Genomic DNA, 15,998 nt, shown 5'->3' with positions numbered 1-15,998 from the left:
TACGGGACGGAACGCGACCTCGTCCGGTACCGGGCGGAACGGGACCTCCGGAAGGTCCTCGCCGGTGCGGGTGGCGTCGACGCGGGAGCGGATGTAAGCGCCGGCGCGGTGCTGCGCGTCCTGGGACTGCCGGGCCTGCTCGTGGGAACGGTCGTCGTCGGCGCGGCCACCGCCGTCGTCAACGTGCTCATACCGGTTCTGGTACGCAAACGGTTCCCGCGCGAACGCGTCGGCACCATGATGGGCGTCTACGCCCTCTCGATGGGCGCCGGCTCGGCGCTGGTCGCCGCCCTGGTCGTCCCGGTCGCCCGGGCCACCGGGGCCTGGCAGTGGGCCGTCGGCCTGGCCGTCGTCCCCGCCGTCCTGGCGGCGGCCGGCATGACCCCGCAGCTGCGCCACCGGGCGCCCCGCCCCGCTCCGGCCGCCGGAACCGCGCGGGCCGGGCGCCCCCACGTGGCGCGGACGGCGGTCGCCTGGAGCCTCACCGCCTTCTTCGGGGTGCAGACCCTCGCGTTCTACACCACGCTCGCCTGGCTGCCGTCCGTCCTCGTCCAGGCCGGGCTCGGCAGCGGCGCCGCCGGCACCGGCCAGGCCCTCCTCATCTGCGGCGTCGCCGGCGGCGGCTTCGCCGCCCCCGTCCTCGCCGCCCGGCACGCCGACCAGCGCCCCCACATCCTGGTGACCGCCCTGGTCTGCGCGCTGGGGCTCGGCGGGCTCCTGCTCGCCCCGACCGGCACCTCGATGGTGTGGGTCGTCGTCCTGGGCGTGGGCCTGGGCGCCGGACAGGCACTGCCCGGCGTGCTCTACGCCCGCCGGGGCGGCGACCACGACCACGTGACCGCCCTGTCCACCATGGCGCAGACCTGCGGGTTCCTCCTCGCCGCCACCGGCCCGGCCGTCGCCGCCGCCCTGCACACCGCCACCGGCACCTGGACCGCGCCGCTCACCATGCTCTGCGTCACACTGCTCCTGGGCGCGGCGGCGAGCCTGCGCGCCGGCCACGACGCCGGGCGACTCCGGCGGTGACCGGGCGCCCGTAGCCCCAGCCGCTCCTGCGTCCCGTGCGCCGGGAGCCCCGAGCGGGGCGGGACGCAGGCGCTCGACGGAGGGCCTCCAAAGAACGACTTTGATGTTCTCAAAGTGCAAGTGTTAATTTCTCTGGGTGAAGACAGAAGCCGCCCACCACGCAGCCGCCGCCCGAGGCGCCGGCCGCTCGGTCGTGAGCGTGCCGCTCGTGGCTCGTCTGCACATCGACCTCTGCCGCCGCATGTCGGCGGCCTGTCGCCCCTGATCGGCTGATCGGCGATCTCGCCGAGATCCGGGGCGGCGTCGTCGGCGCCTCCGCGCCGTCGCCGCCCCGCGCCTGCCTTCCCCTCGCTCGTCCCCTCCCGTTCCTCCCCGCGCGTCCTCACTGGAGTGTGTCCGTGTCCGCGAACACCGCCGATCCGAAGCCCGCGAAGCCCGGCTTCCGGATACCCCTGCCGTTCTGGGCCCAGGTCCTGCTCGGCCTCGTCGTCGGCCTGGTGCTCGGTTACGTCGCCCGCACCTACGACGTGTCCTGGCTCGCCACCACCCTCGACAAGGTGGGCGGCATCTTCGTGCAGCTGCTGAAGCTGGCCGTGGCCCCGCTGGTCTTCTTCGCGATCACGGTGTCCATCACCAACCTGCGCAAGGTCAACAACGCGGCCCGGCTGGCCGGCCGCACCCTGCTCTGGTTCATGGTCACCTCGCTGATCGCGGTGGTCATCGGCCTCGCCATCGGCCTGGTCTCCAACCCGGGCTCCGGCTCCGACCTGACCCCGGCCGACGGCGCCCAGCCGGACCACGCCGGCAGCTGGCTGGACTTCCTGACCGGCATCGTCCCCACGGACGTGATCACCCCGTTCACGGAGCTCAACGTCCTCCAGATCGTCTTCATGGCGGTCGTGGCCGGCATCGCCATCCTCAAGATCGGCCCGAAGGCCCAGCCCGTCCTGGCCCTCTCCGAGTCCGTCCTGGAGCTGCTCCAGAAGGCCCTGTGGTGGGTGATCCTGCTGGCCCCGATCGGCTCCGCGGGCCTCATCGGACGCGCGATCGTCCAGTACGGCTGGGACCTGATCGGCAACTACGCGACCTTCACCGCCGACATCTACGTCGGCTGCGCGCTGGTGCTGTTCGGCGTCTACCCGCTGCTGCTCGCCTTCGTCGCCAGGCTCAGCCCGCTGCAGTTCTTCAAGGGCGCCTGGCCCGCCATCCAGCTGGCGTTCGTCTCCCGCTCCTCGGTCGGCACCATGCCGGTCACCCAGCAGTCGGTGATCCGCCTCGGCGTCCCGAAGGACTACGCCTCCTTCGCCGTGCCGTTCGGCGCGACGACCAAGATGGACGGCTGCGCGGCGATCTACCCGGCCATCTCCGCGATCTTCGTGGCCGAGATCTTCGGCGTGGACCTCGGTGTCAGGGAGTACCTGCTCATCGCGTTCGTCTCGGTGATCGGCTCGGCGGCGACCGCGGGCCTGACGGGCGCGACCGTCATGCTCACGCTGACCCTGTCCACCCTCGGCCTGCCGATGGAGGGCGTGGGCCTGCTGCTCGCCATCGACCCGATCCTGGACATGATGCGCACCGCCACCAACGTCGCGGGCCAGGCCCTCGTCCCGGTCCTCGTCTCCGCCCGCGAGAAGATCCTCGACCGGACGAAGTACGACACCGCGACGGCTTCCCCCGTCGACGACGTGGAGAGCGTCCACGCCGAACCGCAGCCCGCCGCCGCTCCGGCGGCCGGCTGACGCCCCGCCCCGCCCCGTCGCCCCCGTCCCGCCGCGTCAGGGACGCGGACGCGACACCTGCCTCCGCCCCGCCGGCCACAGCCGACGGGGCGGAGTGCTGTCCGCGGTCGGGCGGACACGGGCGGTCCGCCCCTCTCCGCGGCAGGGCCGGCCGGAAGCGGTGGCTGAAGCCGCTCGGCCACCGCGGCCTCGCCGTGGCCGGGCCGCCTCGCTCACCGCCGGGCGAGGATCGCGGCCAGGCCGAACTCGAAGCGCTCGTCGAAGGCGGTGGAGGCGAGGTGGCCGAGCGCGCGGTGGAGGGCCGGGTGGCTCGTCCGCGAGACCGCGTCCGCCAGGCGGTCGCCCAGCGGCTGCCGCCCCGCCGCCTGTTCCTCCTGGGTGAGGCCGAGGGTGAAGTACATGATCGTCCATGTGGTCCAGGCGGCCTCGCGCTCGTTCCGTCCGTCGTCCAGGAGCGCGGCGACGAGGGTCTCGGCGAGACGCAGGGTGTGCGGCTCGGCGGCGAAGGTGCCGACGACGAGTGCGGCGCCGTCGCGGTGGGCGAGCAGGGCGCGCCGGTAGCGGCGGGCCAGTTCACGGGCGCGCCGGTCCGGTGAGGCCGGCAGGTCGTCGAGCGGGATCTCGCCGACGACCGCGTCCGCCATGAGCTCCAGCATCCGGGCCTTGGTCTTCACGTGCCACAGCACGGTGTTCATCCGTACGCCGAGCCGTTGGGCGACCGCCCGTGTGGACAGCGCGTCCAGGCCCTTCTCGTCCAGCAGTTCCAGCGCGGCACGGATCACGGTGCCGGGTTCGAGACGGTCTCCCGTTTGCCTATTGGTCACTGACCTAGTTTACTGCGGACCCAGGTTATTGGTCACCGACCAAGAAGGTGGGTTCATGAACAGGCACCACGTCGTCATCGCCGGAGGCGGCCCCGTCGGCCTCTGGCTCGCCGCCGAGCTGCGGCTGGGCGGGATCTCCGTCACCGTCGTCGAGGAGCGCGGGGAGATCGACGAGCGCTCCAAGGCGCTCACCGTCCACCCGCGCACCATCGAGTGCCTGGCCACACGGGAGGCGCACCGGCCGTTCCTCGCCGAGGGCCTGCCGATCCCGACGGGCCACTTCGCCGTGCTCGACGACCGGCTCGACTTCGGCGCACTGGACACCCCGTTCCCGTACACCCTCGCCCTGCCCCAGTCCCGCACCGAGGAACTGCTCCAGGAACACGCGCTCGGGCTGGGCGCCACCATCGAGCGCGGGCATCGCGTCACCGGGTTCACCGAGAGCGCGGAGTCGGTGACCGTGCGGGTGGAGGGGCCGGAGGGACCGTACGAGATCGAGGCGGCGTACCTCGTCGGCTGCGACGGCACCCGAAGCACCGTCCGCACCACCGCCGGTGTCGACTTCCCCGGCACGCCCTCCACCGTCCTCGGCTGGCTCGGCGACGTCACCCTCGACAACCCGCCGCGGCCCGGCTTCAGCACCTTCACCCTCCGGGGCGGGGTGATGGTCGCGCCGCTGCCCGGCGGGCGGTTCCGCATCGTCGGGGTCAGCCCCGACAGCCTCACCACCGAGTGGCCGGGCGACCTCACCCTGGAGGAGCTGCGGCGGAAGACCGTCGCCGCCGCCGGCGACGACTTCGGCATGCGCGACCCGTCGTGGCTCTCCCGCTTCGGCAACGCCACCCGGGTGGCCGCCGCGTACCGCCGCGGCCGTGTCCTGCTGGCGGGCGACGCCGCCCACCAGCACTTCCCCGCCGGGGGAGTCGGGATGAACGTCGGCATCCAGGACGCGCACAACCTCGGCTGGAAGCTGGCCGCGACCCTGAACGGCTGGGCCCCGGACGGCCTGCTGGACACCTACCACGCCGAACGCCACCCGGTCGGCGTCCAGCTCGCGGAACACAGCCGCGCCCAGACCGCCCTGATGTCCACCTTCACACCCGAGGGCCTCGCCCTGCGCTCCCTGCTCAGCGGGATGCTCGCCGACCAGCCGGCGTTCGGCCGCGCCCTGTCCGAACGGCTCACCGCGCTCGCCGTCCGCTACCCCACCGCGGACCCGGCAGCCCACCCCCTCACGGGCACCCGCTCCCCCGACCTTTCCTTCACCGGTACGCACAGGAGCCTGTTCACCCTGCTGCGCCCGGACGCGTACCTCCTGCTCGACCTCACGGCCGACGGCGCACTCGGCGACCGGGCGCTGCCGGGGCTCGCCGTCCACACCGGTACGCTCGACCGTCCCCCGGCCGCCTGGAGCACCGTGCGCGCCGCCCTGATCCGCCCCGACGGCCACGTCGCCTGGGCCGGGACCGACCTGGACGGCACCGCACTGTCCGCGGCCGTGGACCGGGTCGTCGCCGGGCGTCCATGACCGGGGGAGTCACGGCCTGACGGCACGTCAACCGCCCAACGGCAGGGAGCAGACCGGCTCCTGGCACAGGTGTCCCGTGCCGTAGCCGGTGTGCGGGCCGGTGGCGTGGGGAGGGGGGCGTCAGGAGCGTGCGGGTACGGGGGTGCCGCGCAGCAGGCGCAGCAGGCGCTCGGTCTCGGCCGTGACGGCCTCGCGGCCCGCGCTCAGATAGCGGCGCGGATCCACGGAGTCCGGGCGGGCGTCCAGGTCGGCCCGTACGGCGTGGGTGAAACGGGCGTTGAGATGCGTCGAGACGTTGACCTTCGTCATGCCGCACGCCACCGCCTCGACCAGGCCCGCGTCCCCGACCCCGGACGAGCCGTGCAGGACCAGCGGGACGGGGACGGCCGCGCGCAGCGCGCGGATCAGCGCGAAGTCGAGCACGGCGTCCCGCGCGAGCATCGCGTGGGAGCTGCCGACCGCGACCGCGAGGCCGTCGACTCCGGTGGCGGCGGCGAACGCGGCCGCCTCGCCGGGATCGGTGCGCACGCCCGGGGCGTGGGCGCCGTCCTTGCCACCGATCTCGCCGAGTTCGGCCTCCACCCACACCCCGTGCCGGTGGCACCGCTCCACCAGGGCGGCGGTCGCGGCGACGTTCTCCGCGTACGGCAGAGCCGCGGCGTCGAACATCACCGACGGCAGGCCGAGTGCGACGGCCTCCTCCACCAGGCCGGGCGAGGTGGCGTGGTCCAGGTGGACCGACACCGGCACCCGCGCGCCCTCGGCGGCGGACAGGGCGGCGTTCGCCAGGGGGCGCAGGGAGCCGTGGTAGCGGACGGTGTTCTCGCTGATCTGGAGCACGACCGGTGCGTCCGCCGCCTCGGCCGCCGCGACGATGGCGGTGACGTGTTCGAGCTGGATGACGTTGAAGGCGCCGAGGCCGCGGCCTTCGGCGACGGCCGCTTCGGCGAGCGGTCCGGTGCTCACGAGGGGCATGGACGAGATCTCCTTCTGAGTGCGGGGACGCGGGCGTGCCGCCGCGCCGGGTCAGGGGGGAAGAGGAAGCGCGGGGGAGGGGAGGCGGGTGACCTCATCCCAGGGGCGCTGGCGTCACGGTGGTCCGGGGCAGGAGCTCGCCGTAGACGGAGGCGTCGAACTCCCCGGCGAGCGGGGCTACCACGGCGGCGGCGGACAGTGCCACGGCCGTACGGACGCGCTCCGGCCACGGCCGGCCGTGCCGCAGGCCGGCGCTGAGCGCGGCGACCGCCGCGTCACCGGCGCCCGTGGGATTGCCGGCCAGCCGGCACGGCGGCCTCGCCCGCCAGGCGCCGTCGGGGGTGACCGCGAGCAGGCCGTCGGCACCCAGGGACACCGCCACGGACCGCGCCCCGGCCCGGCGCAGCGCGTCGGCTCCCGCCCGGACGTCCTCGGTGCCGAGGGTCTCGCACAGTTCCCGGGCGTTGGGCTTGACCAGGGCGGGACCGGCCTCCAGCGCGGCCAGCAGGGGCGGGCCGGAGGTGTCGAGGACGGCCGGGACGTCCGACCGCCGGGCCAGCGCGACGAGTTCGGCGTAGGCGTCGTCCGGCAGTCCGCCGGGCAGGCTGCCGGACAGCACCACCACGGCCGACGGCCCGAGCAGCCGACGGTAGTGCGTCCTGAACTCCCGCCATTCCGCCGCGCTCACCCGGGGGCCGGGCTCCAGGAAGACGGCGGCGTCGCCGACCGCCTCCTCCACCACGGTCACCGTCTGCCGGGTGGTCCCGGCGATCGTCAGCAGCGCGTCGCGCATCCCGGAGGCGGCCACGTCCCGGCGTACCGACTCGCCGGGCGGCCCGCCCACCAGCCCGGTGACCAAGGTGGTGTGCCCCAGGGCCGTCAGGACCCGGGCCACGTTCACCCCCTTGCCACCCGCCCGGTGCCGGGCGGCGGCGAGCCGGTGGCTGCCGCCCGTGCGGATGCGGTCCACGGTGTACGTGACGTCGACGGCGGCGTTCAGCGTGACGGTGGTGATCACGGAAGGACCGCCTCCTCCCGGGCGGCCCCGCCGCTGCGTCCGGCGGCCCGCTCCCCGGCCAGGTCCAGGGCGAGCAGGGCGGCGCCCCGGCAGCCCGCGCGGTCTCCGAGTTCGGCGAGCAGCAGCTCGGGCGGCCGGTGGAAGGCCAGCCGGTCCGCCAGGGCCCGGCGCAGCGGATCGGTCAGGTCCGCGCCCGCGCGTGCCAGACCTCCGCCGAGCACGACCGCGCCGGGTTCGCAGAGCACGGTGTACGCGGCGAGACCGTCGGCCAGGGCGTGCACGGCGGACGCCCAGATCCGCGCGGCCACCCGGTCGCCCGCGCCGGCGCGTTCACGGACCTGCTCGGCCGTGACACCGCCGTCCGGTCCGTTCCCGCGGTCTGGTCTGTTCCCGTCGTCTGGTCTGTTCCCGTCGTCCGGTCCGTACCCGTCGTCCGGTCTGTTCCCGTCGTCCGGTCCGTTTCCGCAGCCCAGCCCGCTTCCGCTGTCCGGCCCGTCCGATCCGTCCGCCCCGGGGGATCCGTTCAGGGCGCCGGTCGCCCGGGCGTACCGGCGGGCGATCGCGGACGCGGAGGCGACCGTCTCCAGACAGCCCTGCCGCCCGCAGCCGCACCGCGGCCCGCCCCGCCGGACGGTGAGATGGCCGAGTTCGCCTGCCCCGCCACGGACGCCCTCCCGCACCCGGCCGTCGTGCACATGGGCCGCGGCGATGCCCGTGCCGAGGGCGACGAAGAGGAAGTCGTCGTGCCCGCGCCCCGCGCCCAGCCTCCCCTCGGCCACCGCTCCGGCCCGTACGTCGTGGCCCAGGGCCACGGGCAGCGCCAGCCGTTCGGAGAGAACGGCGCGCAGCGGCACGTCGCGCCAGCCGAGGTTGGCGGAGTAGCGGGCCACGCCCCGGGCCGTGTCGACCAGGCCGGGCACGGCCACCCCGACGGCGAGCGGTGCCCGCCCGGTCAGGGCCCTGCTCTCGGCCGCGAGGGCGGCGGCGGTGTCGGCCACCGTGTCCACGACGGCGCGCGGGCCCCGCTCCCGGTGCGTGGCCCGGTGCACGGAGCGGACGACGTCGCCGTCGCCGGTCACCAGCGCGGCCTTGATGCCGGTGCCGCCGAGGTCGACCGCGACCACCTGGCCGGGCGGCGGGCTGCTGCTTGTCATCGGGGGGCGTCCTTCCGGGGAGGCGGTCAGGCGGGTGGGACGGGGGAGGGAGCCGCATCCGGCCGCGGCCGCTGCCGGGGCGGGGCCGGATGCGGGGCCGGGTGGGTGTGTGTCGGCGGTTGGGTCGTGTTCGGCCGGGGACGGGTGGGTGTGTGTCGGCGGTTGGGTCGTGTTCGGCCGGGGACGGGCGGGTGTGTGTCGGCGGTCGGGTCGTGTTCGGCCGGGGACGGGTGGGTGTGTGCCGGCGGTCGGGTCTTCTCCGGCCGGGGCCGGGTGGGTGTGTGTCGGCGGTTGGGTCGTGTTCGGCCGGGGACGGGTGGGTGTGTGCCGGCGGTCGGGTCGTGTTCGGCCGGGGACGGGCGGGCTTGTGCCGGCGGCCGGGGCGTCCCCGGCCGGGGCGCGGTCAGCTGAGGACGACGGAACGGGTGAGGTTGCGCGGCCGGTCCGGGTCGAGGCCGGCGGCCTCGGCGCGGGCCACGGCCAGCCGCTGGGCGCGGATCAGGTCGGCGAGCGGGTCGAGGTCCGTGTGCACGAGCGTGGCGCCGGTGCGGGCGATGTCGTCGGCCAGCCCGGCGGGCACCCGGCCGAAGACCCACACGGCCCGACCGGGGGCGGCGATGCTGATCGGGCCGTGCCGGTACTCCATGGCCGGGTAGCTCTCCGTCCACGCCCCGGCCGCCTCCCGCATCTTCAGCGCGGCCTCGTCGGCGAGTCCGCAGGTCCAGCCGCTGCCGAGGAACGTCACCTGCCCGGCCTCGACCAGCCCGGGGTCCACGGGGGCGAGGAGGGCGCGGCGCGCGTCCGCGACGGCGGCCGTCAGGTCCTCCCCGAGATGGGCCCGCAGCAGCGCCAGGGCGGTGGTGGCGAACCGGGTCTGCACCACGGACCGTTCGTCCGCGAAGGGCAGCGCCACGACCCGGCCGGCCGCCGCGGCGACGGGCGTCGCCGGGTCCGCGGTGATCGCGGTGATCCGCTCGGCGGGCGTGTCCGGGACGGCACCCCTGACCAGGTCGAGGACCTCGGTGGTGGTGCCCGACCGGGTCAGGGCGACGATCCGGTCGTAGCGGCGGCCGGTGGGAAACTGCGAGGCGGCGAAGGCGTCCGTGCGGCCGTGGCCGGCGCTCTCGCGCAGGACGGCGTAGGACCGGGCGATGTACAGCGAGGTGCCGCAGCCGACCACGGCGACCTCCTCGCCGGCCGAGGGCAGCGCGTCACCGAGTCCGGCGGCGGTCTCGGCGGCACGCAGCCAGCTCTCCGGCTGGGTGGCGATCTCGTCCTGGGTGAACGACACGTGAGGTCCTCTCTTCTCGGCTCTTCCCGGCGTACGACGTGCGGCGTTCGGGGCCGTCCACGTCGCCGGGGATGGATGGCGTCCGTGACCGTGCCGGCGTGGGCACGGGCGTACGCGGGTCAGCCGACGGGCACGTCGGCCGCGTCGGACAGCAGGTGCCGTTCGCCCGTGGCGCAGGCGGCGTAGACGCCCGCGACGGCGGTCACGACCTGCCGTCCGTGGGCGGCGGGGACCGCGCAGGGCCGTTCGCCCCGGACGGCGGCGGCGAACGCGGCGAGCTGGTCGCGGAAGGCGGCCGGCACGTCGTCGTCGGACTCCCCGGCCAGCAGGACCGGGTCGGTGCCGTCGTCCGGGTGGAGCCGCGCACCGGTGCCGCGGGACACGCGGAGGGAACCGCGTGATCCGATGACGGTCAGTTCGTCGCGGGCGGGCAGCAGGGCGCTGGTGACCGTGATGTGGCCGACGGCTCCCCCCTCCAGCTCCAGCCGGGCCAGTACGTCGGTCTCCACCGGCAGGTCACCACGGTGGGCCGCCGTCGCGGTGACCGCCGTCGGGCGCCGCCCGGTGATCCACAGCAGCCGGTCCACGCAGTGGGTGCCGATGTTGATGAAGACGCCGCCGCCGGAGACCGCGGGGTCGAAGAACCAGGAGGGCCGGCTGCCGGGGCGGTAGTCGGTGCCGCGCCAGTCGTGGACGGCGAGGACGTCGCCGACGGCTCCGGCGTCCACGGCGGCCTTCGCGGCGGCCATCGGCGGCAGGAAGTGCTGGATGTGCCCCACGAAGAGGGTCACGCCGGCCTTCTCGCAGGCGCGTTCCATGGTCAGGCAGTCCCGCACGGTGGTGGCCATGGGCTTCTCGACCAGGACGTGCAGACCGGCCTGCGCGGCGTCGACGACGATGTCGGTGTGCAGGGCGTGCGGGGTGTTGACGACGACGGCGTCGACCAGGCCGGAGGCGATGAGGTCACGGTGGTCGGCGAAGACCTCGGCGCCCGCCGGTCCGGCCACGCGGTGCGCGGTCGCGGCGACGAGGTCGCAGACGGCGGTCACCCGGACACCGGGGGTGGCGCGGGCGGCCTCTGCGTGCAGGGCCCCGACGGCGCCGGCGCCGATCAGGCCGAGCCGGATGTCGGTCACGGGGTGTTCTCCTCGCATGTCGTGGATCCGGCGGGCACGGACGTCGCTCCGCAGGACTGCCGGACGGTGATGGTGGGACGCAGCAGGATCCGGCCGCGCGGTACGGCGGGGTCGTCGAGCCGCTGGAGCAGCGTCCGCGCGGCGATCCGGCCGAGCTGGTGCTTGGGCGGCGCGACCGCGGTGAGCGGGATGTCGGCGAGGTCGGCGATCTCGTCGTCGTAGGCGACCAGCGCCAGGTCGCCGGGGACGGAGAGTCCGGCCCGGCGGGCCGCGCCGAGCAGCAGAGCGGCCTGCCGGTCGCCGAAGCACACGGCGGCGGTGGCGCCGGCGGCGGTCAGCGCGGCCAGGCAGCGGTCGGCCGCGGCGGGGGACCACTCCTCCCGGTCGGCGCGGAACTCCACGTGCCGCGCGCCGAGTTCGGACACCGCCTGGTGGAAGCCGTCGGCGACCGGAGCGGTGGTCGGGCTCTGGTCGCGCAGGACCAGGCCGAGCCGGTGGTGGCCGAGGCCGGCGAGGTGGCGGACCGCGTCGTAGGCGCCGGCCTCGTGATGGGTGCACACGGAGGTGTTGGCGGCGGCGAGGGAGGGGTCGCGCCGTTCGACCAGGACGGTCGGCACGGGCAGCGACGCCAGCCGGGCCAGGACCGTCAGGGCGGGCTCCGGTCCGAGCAGCGTGGGGACGACGAGCAGTCCGTCGACGCCCTCCGCCAGCATGTCCCGCAGCTCCTTCGCCTCGCGGGCCTGGTCGTAGCCGGAGCAGGCGAGCAGCAGCCGGGCGCCGGCGGCGGACAGGGTCTCCTCGATGCCCTGGAGCACCTTCGGGTAGTAGAACGCGGTGTCGGGCACGAGGACGCCGACCAGCGCCCGCCCGGGAGCGGGTGCGCTCGGCGGCACGACGAAGGTGCCCGAGCCCTGCCGGCGCACGACCAGTTGCTCGGCGACCAGTTCGTCCACGGCGCGGCGGACCGTGCTCACCGAGGTGCCGCTGGCCTCGGCGAGCGCCTTCTCGGTGGGCAGCCGGCCGCCGGCCGGCCAGGTCCCCTGGAGCACCTGCTGCCGCAGTTCGGCGGCGAGTTGACGGAATTTCAGATCGCGGGCGCCGGTGTTCATGGTCGTGGTTCCCCCTGTCGTGTGGCTCACTTGACGGAGCCGACGGTCATTCCCTCGATGATCCGTCGTCCCAGCCACACGTAGCAGGCGAGCACCGGAAGGACCACGATGGTCACCCCGGCGAACAGGCCGCCCCAGTCGGCGCCGTTGTACTGCATCTGCTGGAGCAGGCCGAGCAGGGCCAGGGAGAGGGTCTGGTGGTCGGTGGTCTGGAGGAAGACCAGCGCGAACACGGTCTCCCCCCAGTGCTGGATGACGTTGAGGATCAGTACGGTGACCAGGCCGCCCCGGGCCATCGGCAGCATCACCTGCCAGAACGTGCGCAGCGGTGAGGCCCCGTCGAGGGCGGCCGCCTCCTCCAGTTCCGCCGGGAGGGTGGAGAAGAAGCCGGTGAGGAAGAACACCGCGAACGGCAGCGAGGTCGCCACGTAGACCACGATCAGCCCGAACAGGCTGTCGACCAGCTGGAGCTGGTTCATCACGACGAACAGCGGCAGCATCACCACCTGCGCGGGAATGCCCAGGCCGAGGGCGAAGAACAGGGTGAGCGAGCCGTTGAAGCGGGTGGTGACCCGGCTGAGGACGTACGCGGCGGGTGCGGCCAGCAGCACGGTGACGACGGCGGTGCCCGCCACCACCACGACGGTGTTGACGGCGGCCTGCCCGAAGAGTCCGCCGGTCCAGGCGCGGGCGTAGTTGCCCCACTGCGCGGTGTGCGGGATCCGCCAGGGCGAGCTGAAGATCTCGTCGGCGGTCTTCAGGGACGACAGCAGCAGCCACAGTCCGGTCAGGACGTTGAAGGCGGCGAAGAGCCAGACGAGGGGGACGCCGGCGATCCGGCCCGCGGTGAGCCGGGACAGCCGGCGGGCGAGGGGGCCGGGGCGCCGGCCCGGGCTGACGACAGCCATCGGGGATGACCTCCGGGTGGGTAGGGGGCCGGGGGCGGCGGATGCCGCTCCCGTGCGGGTCGTCGGGTGTCAGTACTGCACGGTGTCGCGGCGCATGACCCGGCGGATGAGGACGACGAGCACGCCGACCAGGGCGAGCATCACCACGGCGCTCGCGGCGGCGGAGCCGTAGCGGGGGACGCCGCCGGAGGCGAAGGCCTCGCCGTAGGTGTAGAGGGCGGTGTTCCAGACGCCGGTGTCGGGCATCTGTCCGGCGGCGCCGGCGAAGGCGTAGATGAACTCGAAGACCTTGACCGCGGAGATGGTCCACAGCACGGCGCACACCCCGACCACGTCCCACATCAGCGGGAGGGTGACGTGCCGGAACTTCTGCAGCGCGTTGGCGCCGGCCAGTTCGCAGTCCTCGTACAGCTCGGGCGGGATCTGGTCGACGGCGGCCATCAGGATGGTGGTGTAGAAGCCGGTCGACGTCCACACCAGGCCGACCATGATGACGGAGAACAGGTGTTCCTGGCCGAGCCAGTTGGGCGGGTCGTCGACGCCCGCCAGCCGGGCGACGGCGTCGACCAGGCCGTCGCTCTGGAAGAGGAACCCCCACAGGATCGCCAGCACCACGCTGGGCACGATGTTGGGGAAGAACAGGATCGACCGGGCCGCCTTGCGGCCCTTCATGTCGCGCAGGAACATCGTCAGCACGAACGAGACCAGGAAGGTCAGCCCGCCCACACCGAGGATGATCCACAGAGTGTTGGCGAAGGCGTGGTGGAAGGTCGGGTCCTGGAACATGCGGCGGTAGTTGTCCAGGCCGACGAAGGTCATCGGGCCCGCGCCCGCCCACTCGTTGAGGCTGAGCCACAGCGTGTACAGCGAGGGTCCGGCGAAGAAGACGACGTACACCAGGACGGCCGGCAGCAGCAGCGGCCAGAACAGTTTCCGGCGCCGCGCGGCCAGGGGGCTGGGCCGGGCGCCGGTCCGGCCGGCGCCGGTCCGCCGGCCGGGGCGGGAACGGGTGGCCGCGCCGACGCGGGCGGTCTCGGCGGCGGTCACGACGCCGTCTTCCAGTAGCCGGCGGAGTCGTGCGCGAGCCGGGTGGCGAAGGCCTTCGCGGTGAGACGGCCGGTGATGAAGCTGGTGTTCAGCGGCTGGAACACCTTGGTGTACCAGTCGGCCGCGCTCTCCTTCACACCGTCGAGCGTCTTGACGACCTCGCGCGACTCCAGGGCCTTCTGCGCGTCGGCGAGTTCGGCGGGGGCGGCGATGTCGGCGCGCGGGGTGAGGTTCTTGGCCTGGGAGGCGATGCCCTGGAGGTGCTTCTTGGCGAGGAAGTAGGCGATGAACTTCTGGGCGGCGGCCGCGTTCCTCGCCTTCTTCGGGATGGAGAAGCCGATGAGGGAGATGTCCTGGGAGGTGTCGCCGCCGTCGGTGAACGCGGGGAACGGGAAGGACCGGTAGGTGAAGCCCGACGGGGCGAACGCGGCGGTCTCGCTGGGCGCGAAGGTCCCCAGCAGCAGGAAGTCCGACGTGCCCTTGGCCCACTTCTGCTGCACGGCGGGCCACTTGGAGCCGTCGTAGCCCTTGGTGAAGTCCTTCGCGGCGACGAGGTCCTCGATGTGCCGGAGCGCGTCGACGAACCCGTCCGCCTTCAGGAGCGCCCCGCTCCTGTCCTTCGCGGCCTTGCCGAAGGCACCGGGACCCAGGCCGCGCAGGACGGCGTAGTACGTCCAGTAGGCGGCGTAGTCGGGGATGTCGCCGTCGAGGGCGAGCGGACCGTCACCGCGCTCGCCGCGGCGGGCGGCCAGCAGGTCGGTGAACTCGGCCCAGGTGGCCGGTGGTTGCGAGGCGACGTCGGGCAGGGCGTGGCCGTCGAACCACAGCTGGGTGGTCAGCACCTCGTAGGGGATCTGCCACAGCGTCCTGTCCGTGGTATTGAGATCGGTGTACTTGGCCGGGATCACGCTGCCGACGGTGGCGCCCGACTCGCCCGGTATCGGCAGGTCCAGCACGGGGGTCAGGTCCAGGGCCTGTCCGGTGGCGTGCAGTTGGGCGTAGGCGAAGCGGTCGGCGGAGTCCACGAGGTCGGCCGGCACGTTCGCGGTGTTCAGGGTCGGCGCGAGCTGCTGGACGACCTGCCGGCCCTTCCACTGCACGGACACCTTGACGCCGGTGTCGCGGGTGAACTGCTCGATGGCCGCCTGGAGGACGGTGGCCTGGGGCTCGTTCTGCTTCCACATCGACCAGTAGGTGAAGGACGAGTCCCCGTCGCCGCCGGCCGCGGATCCCGTCCCGCACGCCGTGGTCAGCCCGGCCGTGGTGGCGAGGGCCGCGGCGAGCACGGCGCGACGGGAGAGGGGGCGGCGGTGCTCTCCGGTGGCCGCCGGTGTTCTGGCTGAGAACATACGTGCGCTCCTGTGGTGGTGGCCTGAATCGGGAGGTGAGGGGAGAGGAAGTAACCAAATGATTGAGCGCCCTTCATAGGGGAGTCAACGGCCCTTTGGCGTAATGAATTACGTATGACTCGACATTCGTCCGCAGTATTTCCCGCTGGTTACACGACCCTCGAGTGATTCATCTGCCAGTCATAGGGCGTGAGCGGTTGACTTGGCGGGGTGCTCGCCTCAATGATGCGGAGCGTCGACGTGACCGGATCCCCGCCCCTCGTCCCCGCTGGGCCCGGCTCCGGTGTGGCCGGACAGGTGCGCTCGCTGCGCCGGTGTGCCCGCACACGGCAGCGGCGCCCCCGTTCCCCGGAGGAACGGAAGCGCCGCTGTCGTGTCTTTCGAGCCGGCCCGTGGTGGTCAGCCGTGGTAGTTGATGTAGCCGTTGCCGTCCGGGTCGTTGGCGCGCTTGGTGTAGGAGTGGACGTCCGCGCGGGCGCCGGTGGGCTTGAGGAGGTAGATGGTGTCCTTGTCGTTGTTCCAGATGAAGTTGCAGTTCTGGCGGTAGACGACGTTGCCGGCGTCGGAGTCGGTGCCCTTGCCGCCACGCAGCTTGACGTAGTCACCGGGCTCGAGGGTGTGGCCGGCGGTGAAGGTGAACCTGTTGCCCGCGGCGTCCTTGACGACGTAGCCCTTGAGGTTGACCGTCTTGGTGCGCGAGTAGTTCTTGATGGTCAGGTACTCGTTCTTGGTGTTGCCGCCGGAGCAGCGGTTGGAGTCGCTGCCCGGGGCGTCGTACTGCACGCCCTTGACCTTCAGTGCGGACGAGTACTCGGCGGCCTGGGCCGGGCCGGCGGTGACGGCGGTGATGGTGCCCGCCACGGCGACTGCGGTCAGCGCAAGGCGTATACGCAT

Annotated in this window: 14 protein-coding genes; 3 read left to right on the top strand and 11 right to left on the bottom strand. The window is 73.7% G+C overall.

What is annotated here, in order from left to right:
* The first annotated feature begins 108 nt into the window (after positions 1 to 108).
* Both ACFYWQ_RS22725 and ACFYWQ_RS22720 read left to right on the top strand, forming a co-directional pair.
* Complete coding sequence (locus ACFYWQ_RS22725) at positions 109 to 1,026, top strand: MFS transporter (protein WP_389518684.1); 918 nt, start codon at positions 109 to 111, stop codon at positions 1,024 to 1,026.
* A 398-nt stretch (positions 1,027 to 1,424) separates the two neighbouring features.
* Positions 1,425 to 2,765 (top strand): dicarboxylate/amino acid:cation symporter, encoded by a 1,341-nt coding sequence (locus ACFYWQ_RS22720; RefSeq protein ID WP_389518683.1) that lies wholly within the window; start codon positions 1,425 to 1,427, stop codon positions 2,763 to 2,765.
* A 212-nt stretch (positions 2,766 to 2,977) separates the two neighbouring features.
* Here the strand turns inward: ACFYWQ_RS22720 and ACFYWQ_RS22715 are convergent, their stop codons facing one another.
* Positions 2,978 to 3,589 carry a TetR/AcrR family transcriptional regulator C-terminal domain-containing protein gene (locus tag ACFYWQ_RS22715; RefSeq protein ID WP_389518682.1) on the bottom strand — a complete coding sequence of 204 codons (612 nt, stop codon included), beginning with the start codon at positions 3,587 to 3,589 and terminating at the stop codon, positions 2,978 to 2,980.
* Between the two features lie 55 nt (positions 3,590 to 3,644).
* On the opposite strand from ACFYWQ_RS22715, the gene ACFYWQ_RS22710 reads away from it, so the two are divergent.
* Positions 3,645 to 5,117: an FAD-dependent monooxygenase gene (locus ACFYWQ_RS22710; protein ID WP_389518681.1), complete on the top strand. Its 1,473-nt coding sequence runs from the start codon at positions 3,645 to 3,647 to the stop codon at positions 5,115 to 5,117.
* Positions 5,118 to 5,237: 120 nt separating this feature from the next.
* Here ACFYWQ_RS22710 and ACFYWQ_RS22705 read toward each other — a convergent pair whose 3' ends face one another.
* From ACFYWQ_RS22705 to ACFYWQ_RS22660, 10 genes are all read right to left on the bottom strand, one after another.
* Positions 5,238 to 6,092 (bottom strand): ketose-bisphosphate aldolase, encoded by an 855-nt coding sequence (locus ACFYWQ_RS22705; protein ID WP_389518680.1) that lies wholly within the window; start codon positions 6,090 to 6,092, stop codon positions 5,238 to 5,240.
* 94 nt (positions 6,093 to 6,186) lie between these two features.
* A complete protein-coding gene (locus ACFYWQ_RS22700; RefSeq protein ID WP_389518679.1) occupies positions 6,187 to 7,110 on the bottom strand; it encodes a 1-phosphofructokinase family hexose kinase in 924 nt (307 codons plus the stop codon).
* Positions 7,107 to 8,264 carry an ROK family protein gene (locus ACFYWQ_RS22695; RefSeq protein WP_389518678.1) on the bottom strand — a complete coding sequence of 386 codons (1,158 nt, stop codon included), beginning with the start codon at positions 8,262 to 8,264 and terminating at the stop codon, positions 7,107 to 7,109. Before ACFYWQ_RS22695 ends, ACFYWQ_RS22700 begins: the two co-directional genes overlap by 4 nt.
* Positions 8,265 to 8,667: 403 nt before the next feature.
* On the bottom strand, positions 8,668 to 9,555 hold the full coding sequence (locus ACFYWQ_RS22690; protein WP_389518677.1) for an SIS domain-containing protein: 888 nt from the start codon (positions 9,553 to 9,555) through the stop codon (positions 8,668 to 8,670).
* 119 nt (positions 9,556 to 9,674) lie between these two features.
* Complete coding sequence (locus ACFYWQ_RS22685) at positions 9,675 to 10,691, bottom strand: Gfo/Idh/MocA family protein (RefSeq protein ID WP_389518676.1); 1,017 nt, start codon at positions 10,689 to 10,691, stop codon at positions 9,675 to 9,677.
* A complete protein-coding gene (locus ACFYWQ_RS22680; RefSeq protein ID WP_389518675.1) occupies positions 10,688 to 11,800 on the bottom strand; it encodes a LacI family DNA-binding transcriptional regulator in 1,113 nt (370 codons plus the stop codon). Before ACFYWQ_RS22680 ends, ACFYWQ_RS22685 begins: the two co-directional genes overlap by 4 nt.
* A 26-nt stretch (positions 11,801 to 11,826) precedes the next feature.
* On the bottom strand, positions 11,827 to 12,708 hold the full coding sequence (locus tag ACFYWQ_RS22675) for a carbohydrate ABC transporter permease (protein WP_389518674.1): 882 nt from the start codon (positions 12,706 to 12,708) through the stop codon (positions 11,827 to 11,829).
* 69 nt (positions 12,709 to 12,777) lie between these two features.
* The gene (locus ACFYWQ_RS22670) at positions 12,778 to 13,755 is read right to left on the bottom strand and encodes a carbohydrate ABC transporter permease (protein ID WP_389518673.1); all 978 of its coding nucleotides are present in this window, start codon (positions 13,753 to 13,755) and stop codon (positions 12,778 to 12,780) included.
* Complete coding sequence (locus ACFYWQ_RS22665; RefSeq protein WP_389518672.1) at positions 13,752 to 15,104, bottom strand: ABC transporter substrate-binding protein; 1,353 nt, start codon at positions 15,102 to 15,104, stop codon at positions 13,752 to 13,754. The genes ACFYWQ_RS22670 and ACFYWQ_RS22665 overlap by 4 nt, the downstream gene beginning before the upstream one ends.
* A 399-nt stretch (positions 15,105 to 15,503) precedes the next feature.
* A complete protein-coding gene (locus tag ACFYWQ_RS22660) occupies positions 15,504 to 15,998 on the bottom strand; it encodes a lamin tail domain-containing protein (protein ID WP_389518671.1) in 495 nt (164 codons plus the stop codon).

Source organism: Streptomyces sp. NPDC003247 (assembly GCF_042888135.1).
In the GTDB taxonomy this organism is placed as follows: Bacteria; Actinomycetota; Actinomycetes; order Streptomycetales; family Streptomycetaceae; genus Streptomyces.
The sequence above is the reverse complement of the archived record's forward strand: the minus strand, read 5'-3'. Positions and strand labels throughout refer to the sequence as shown.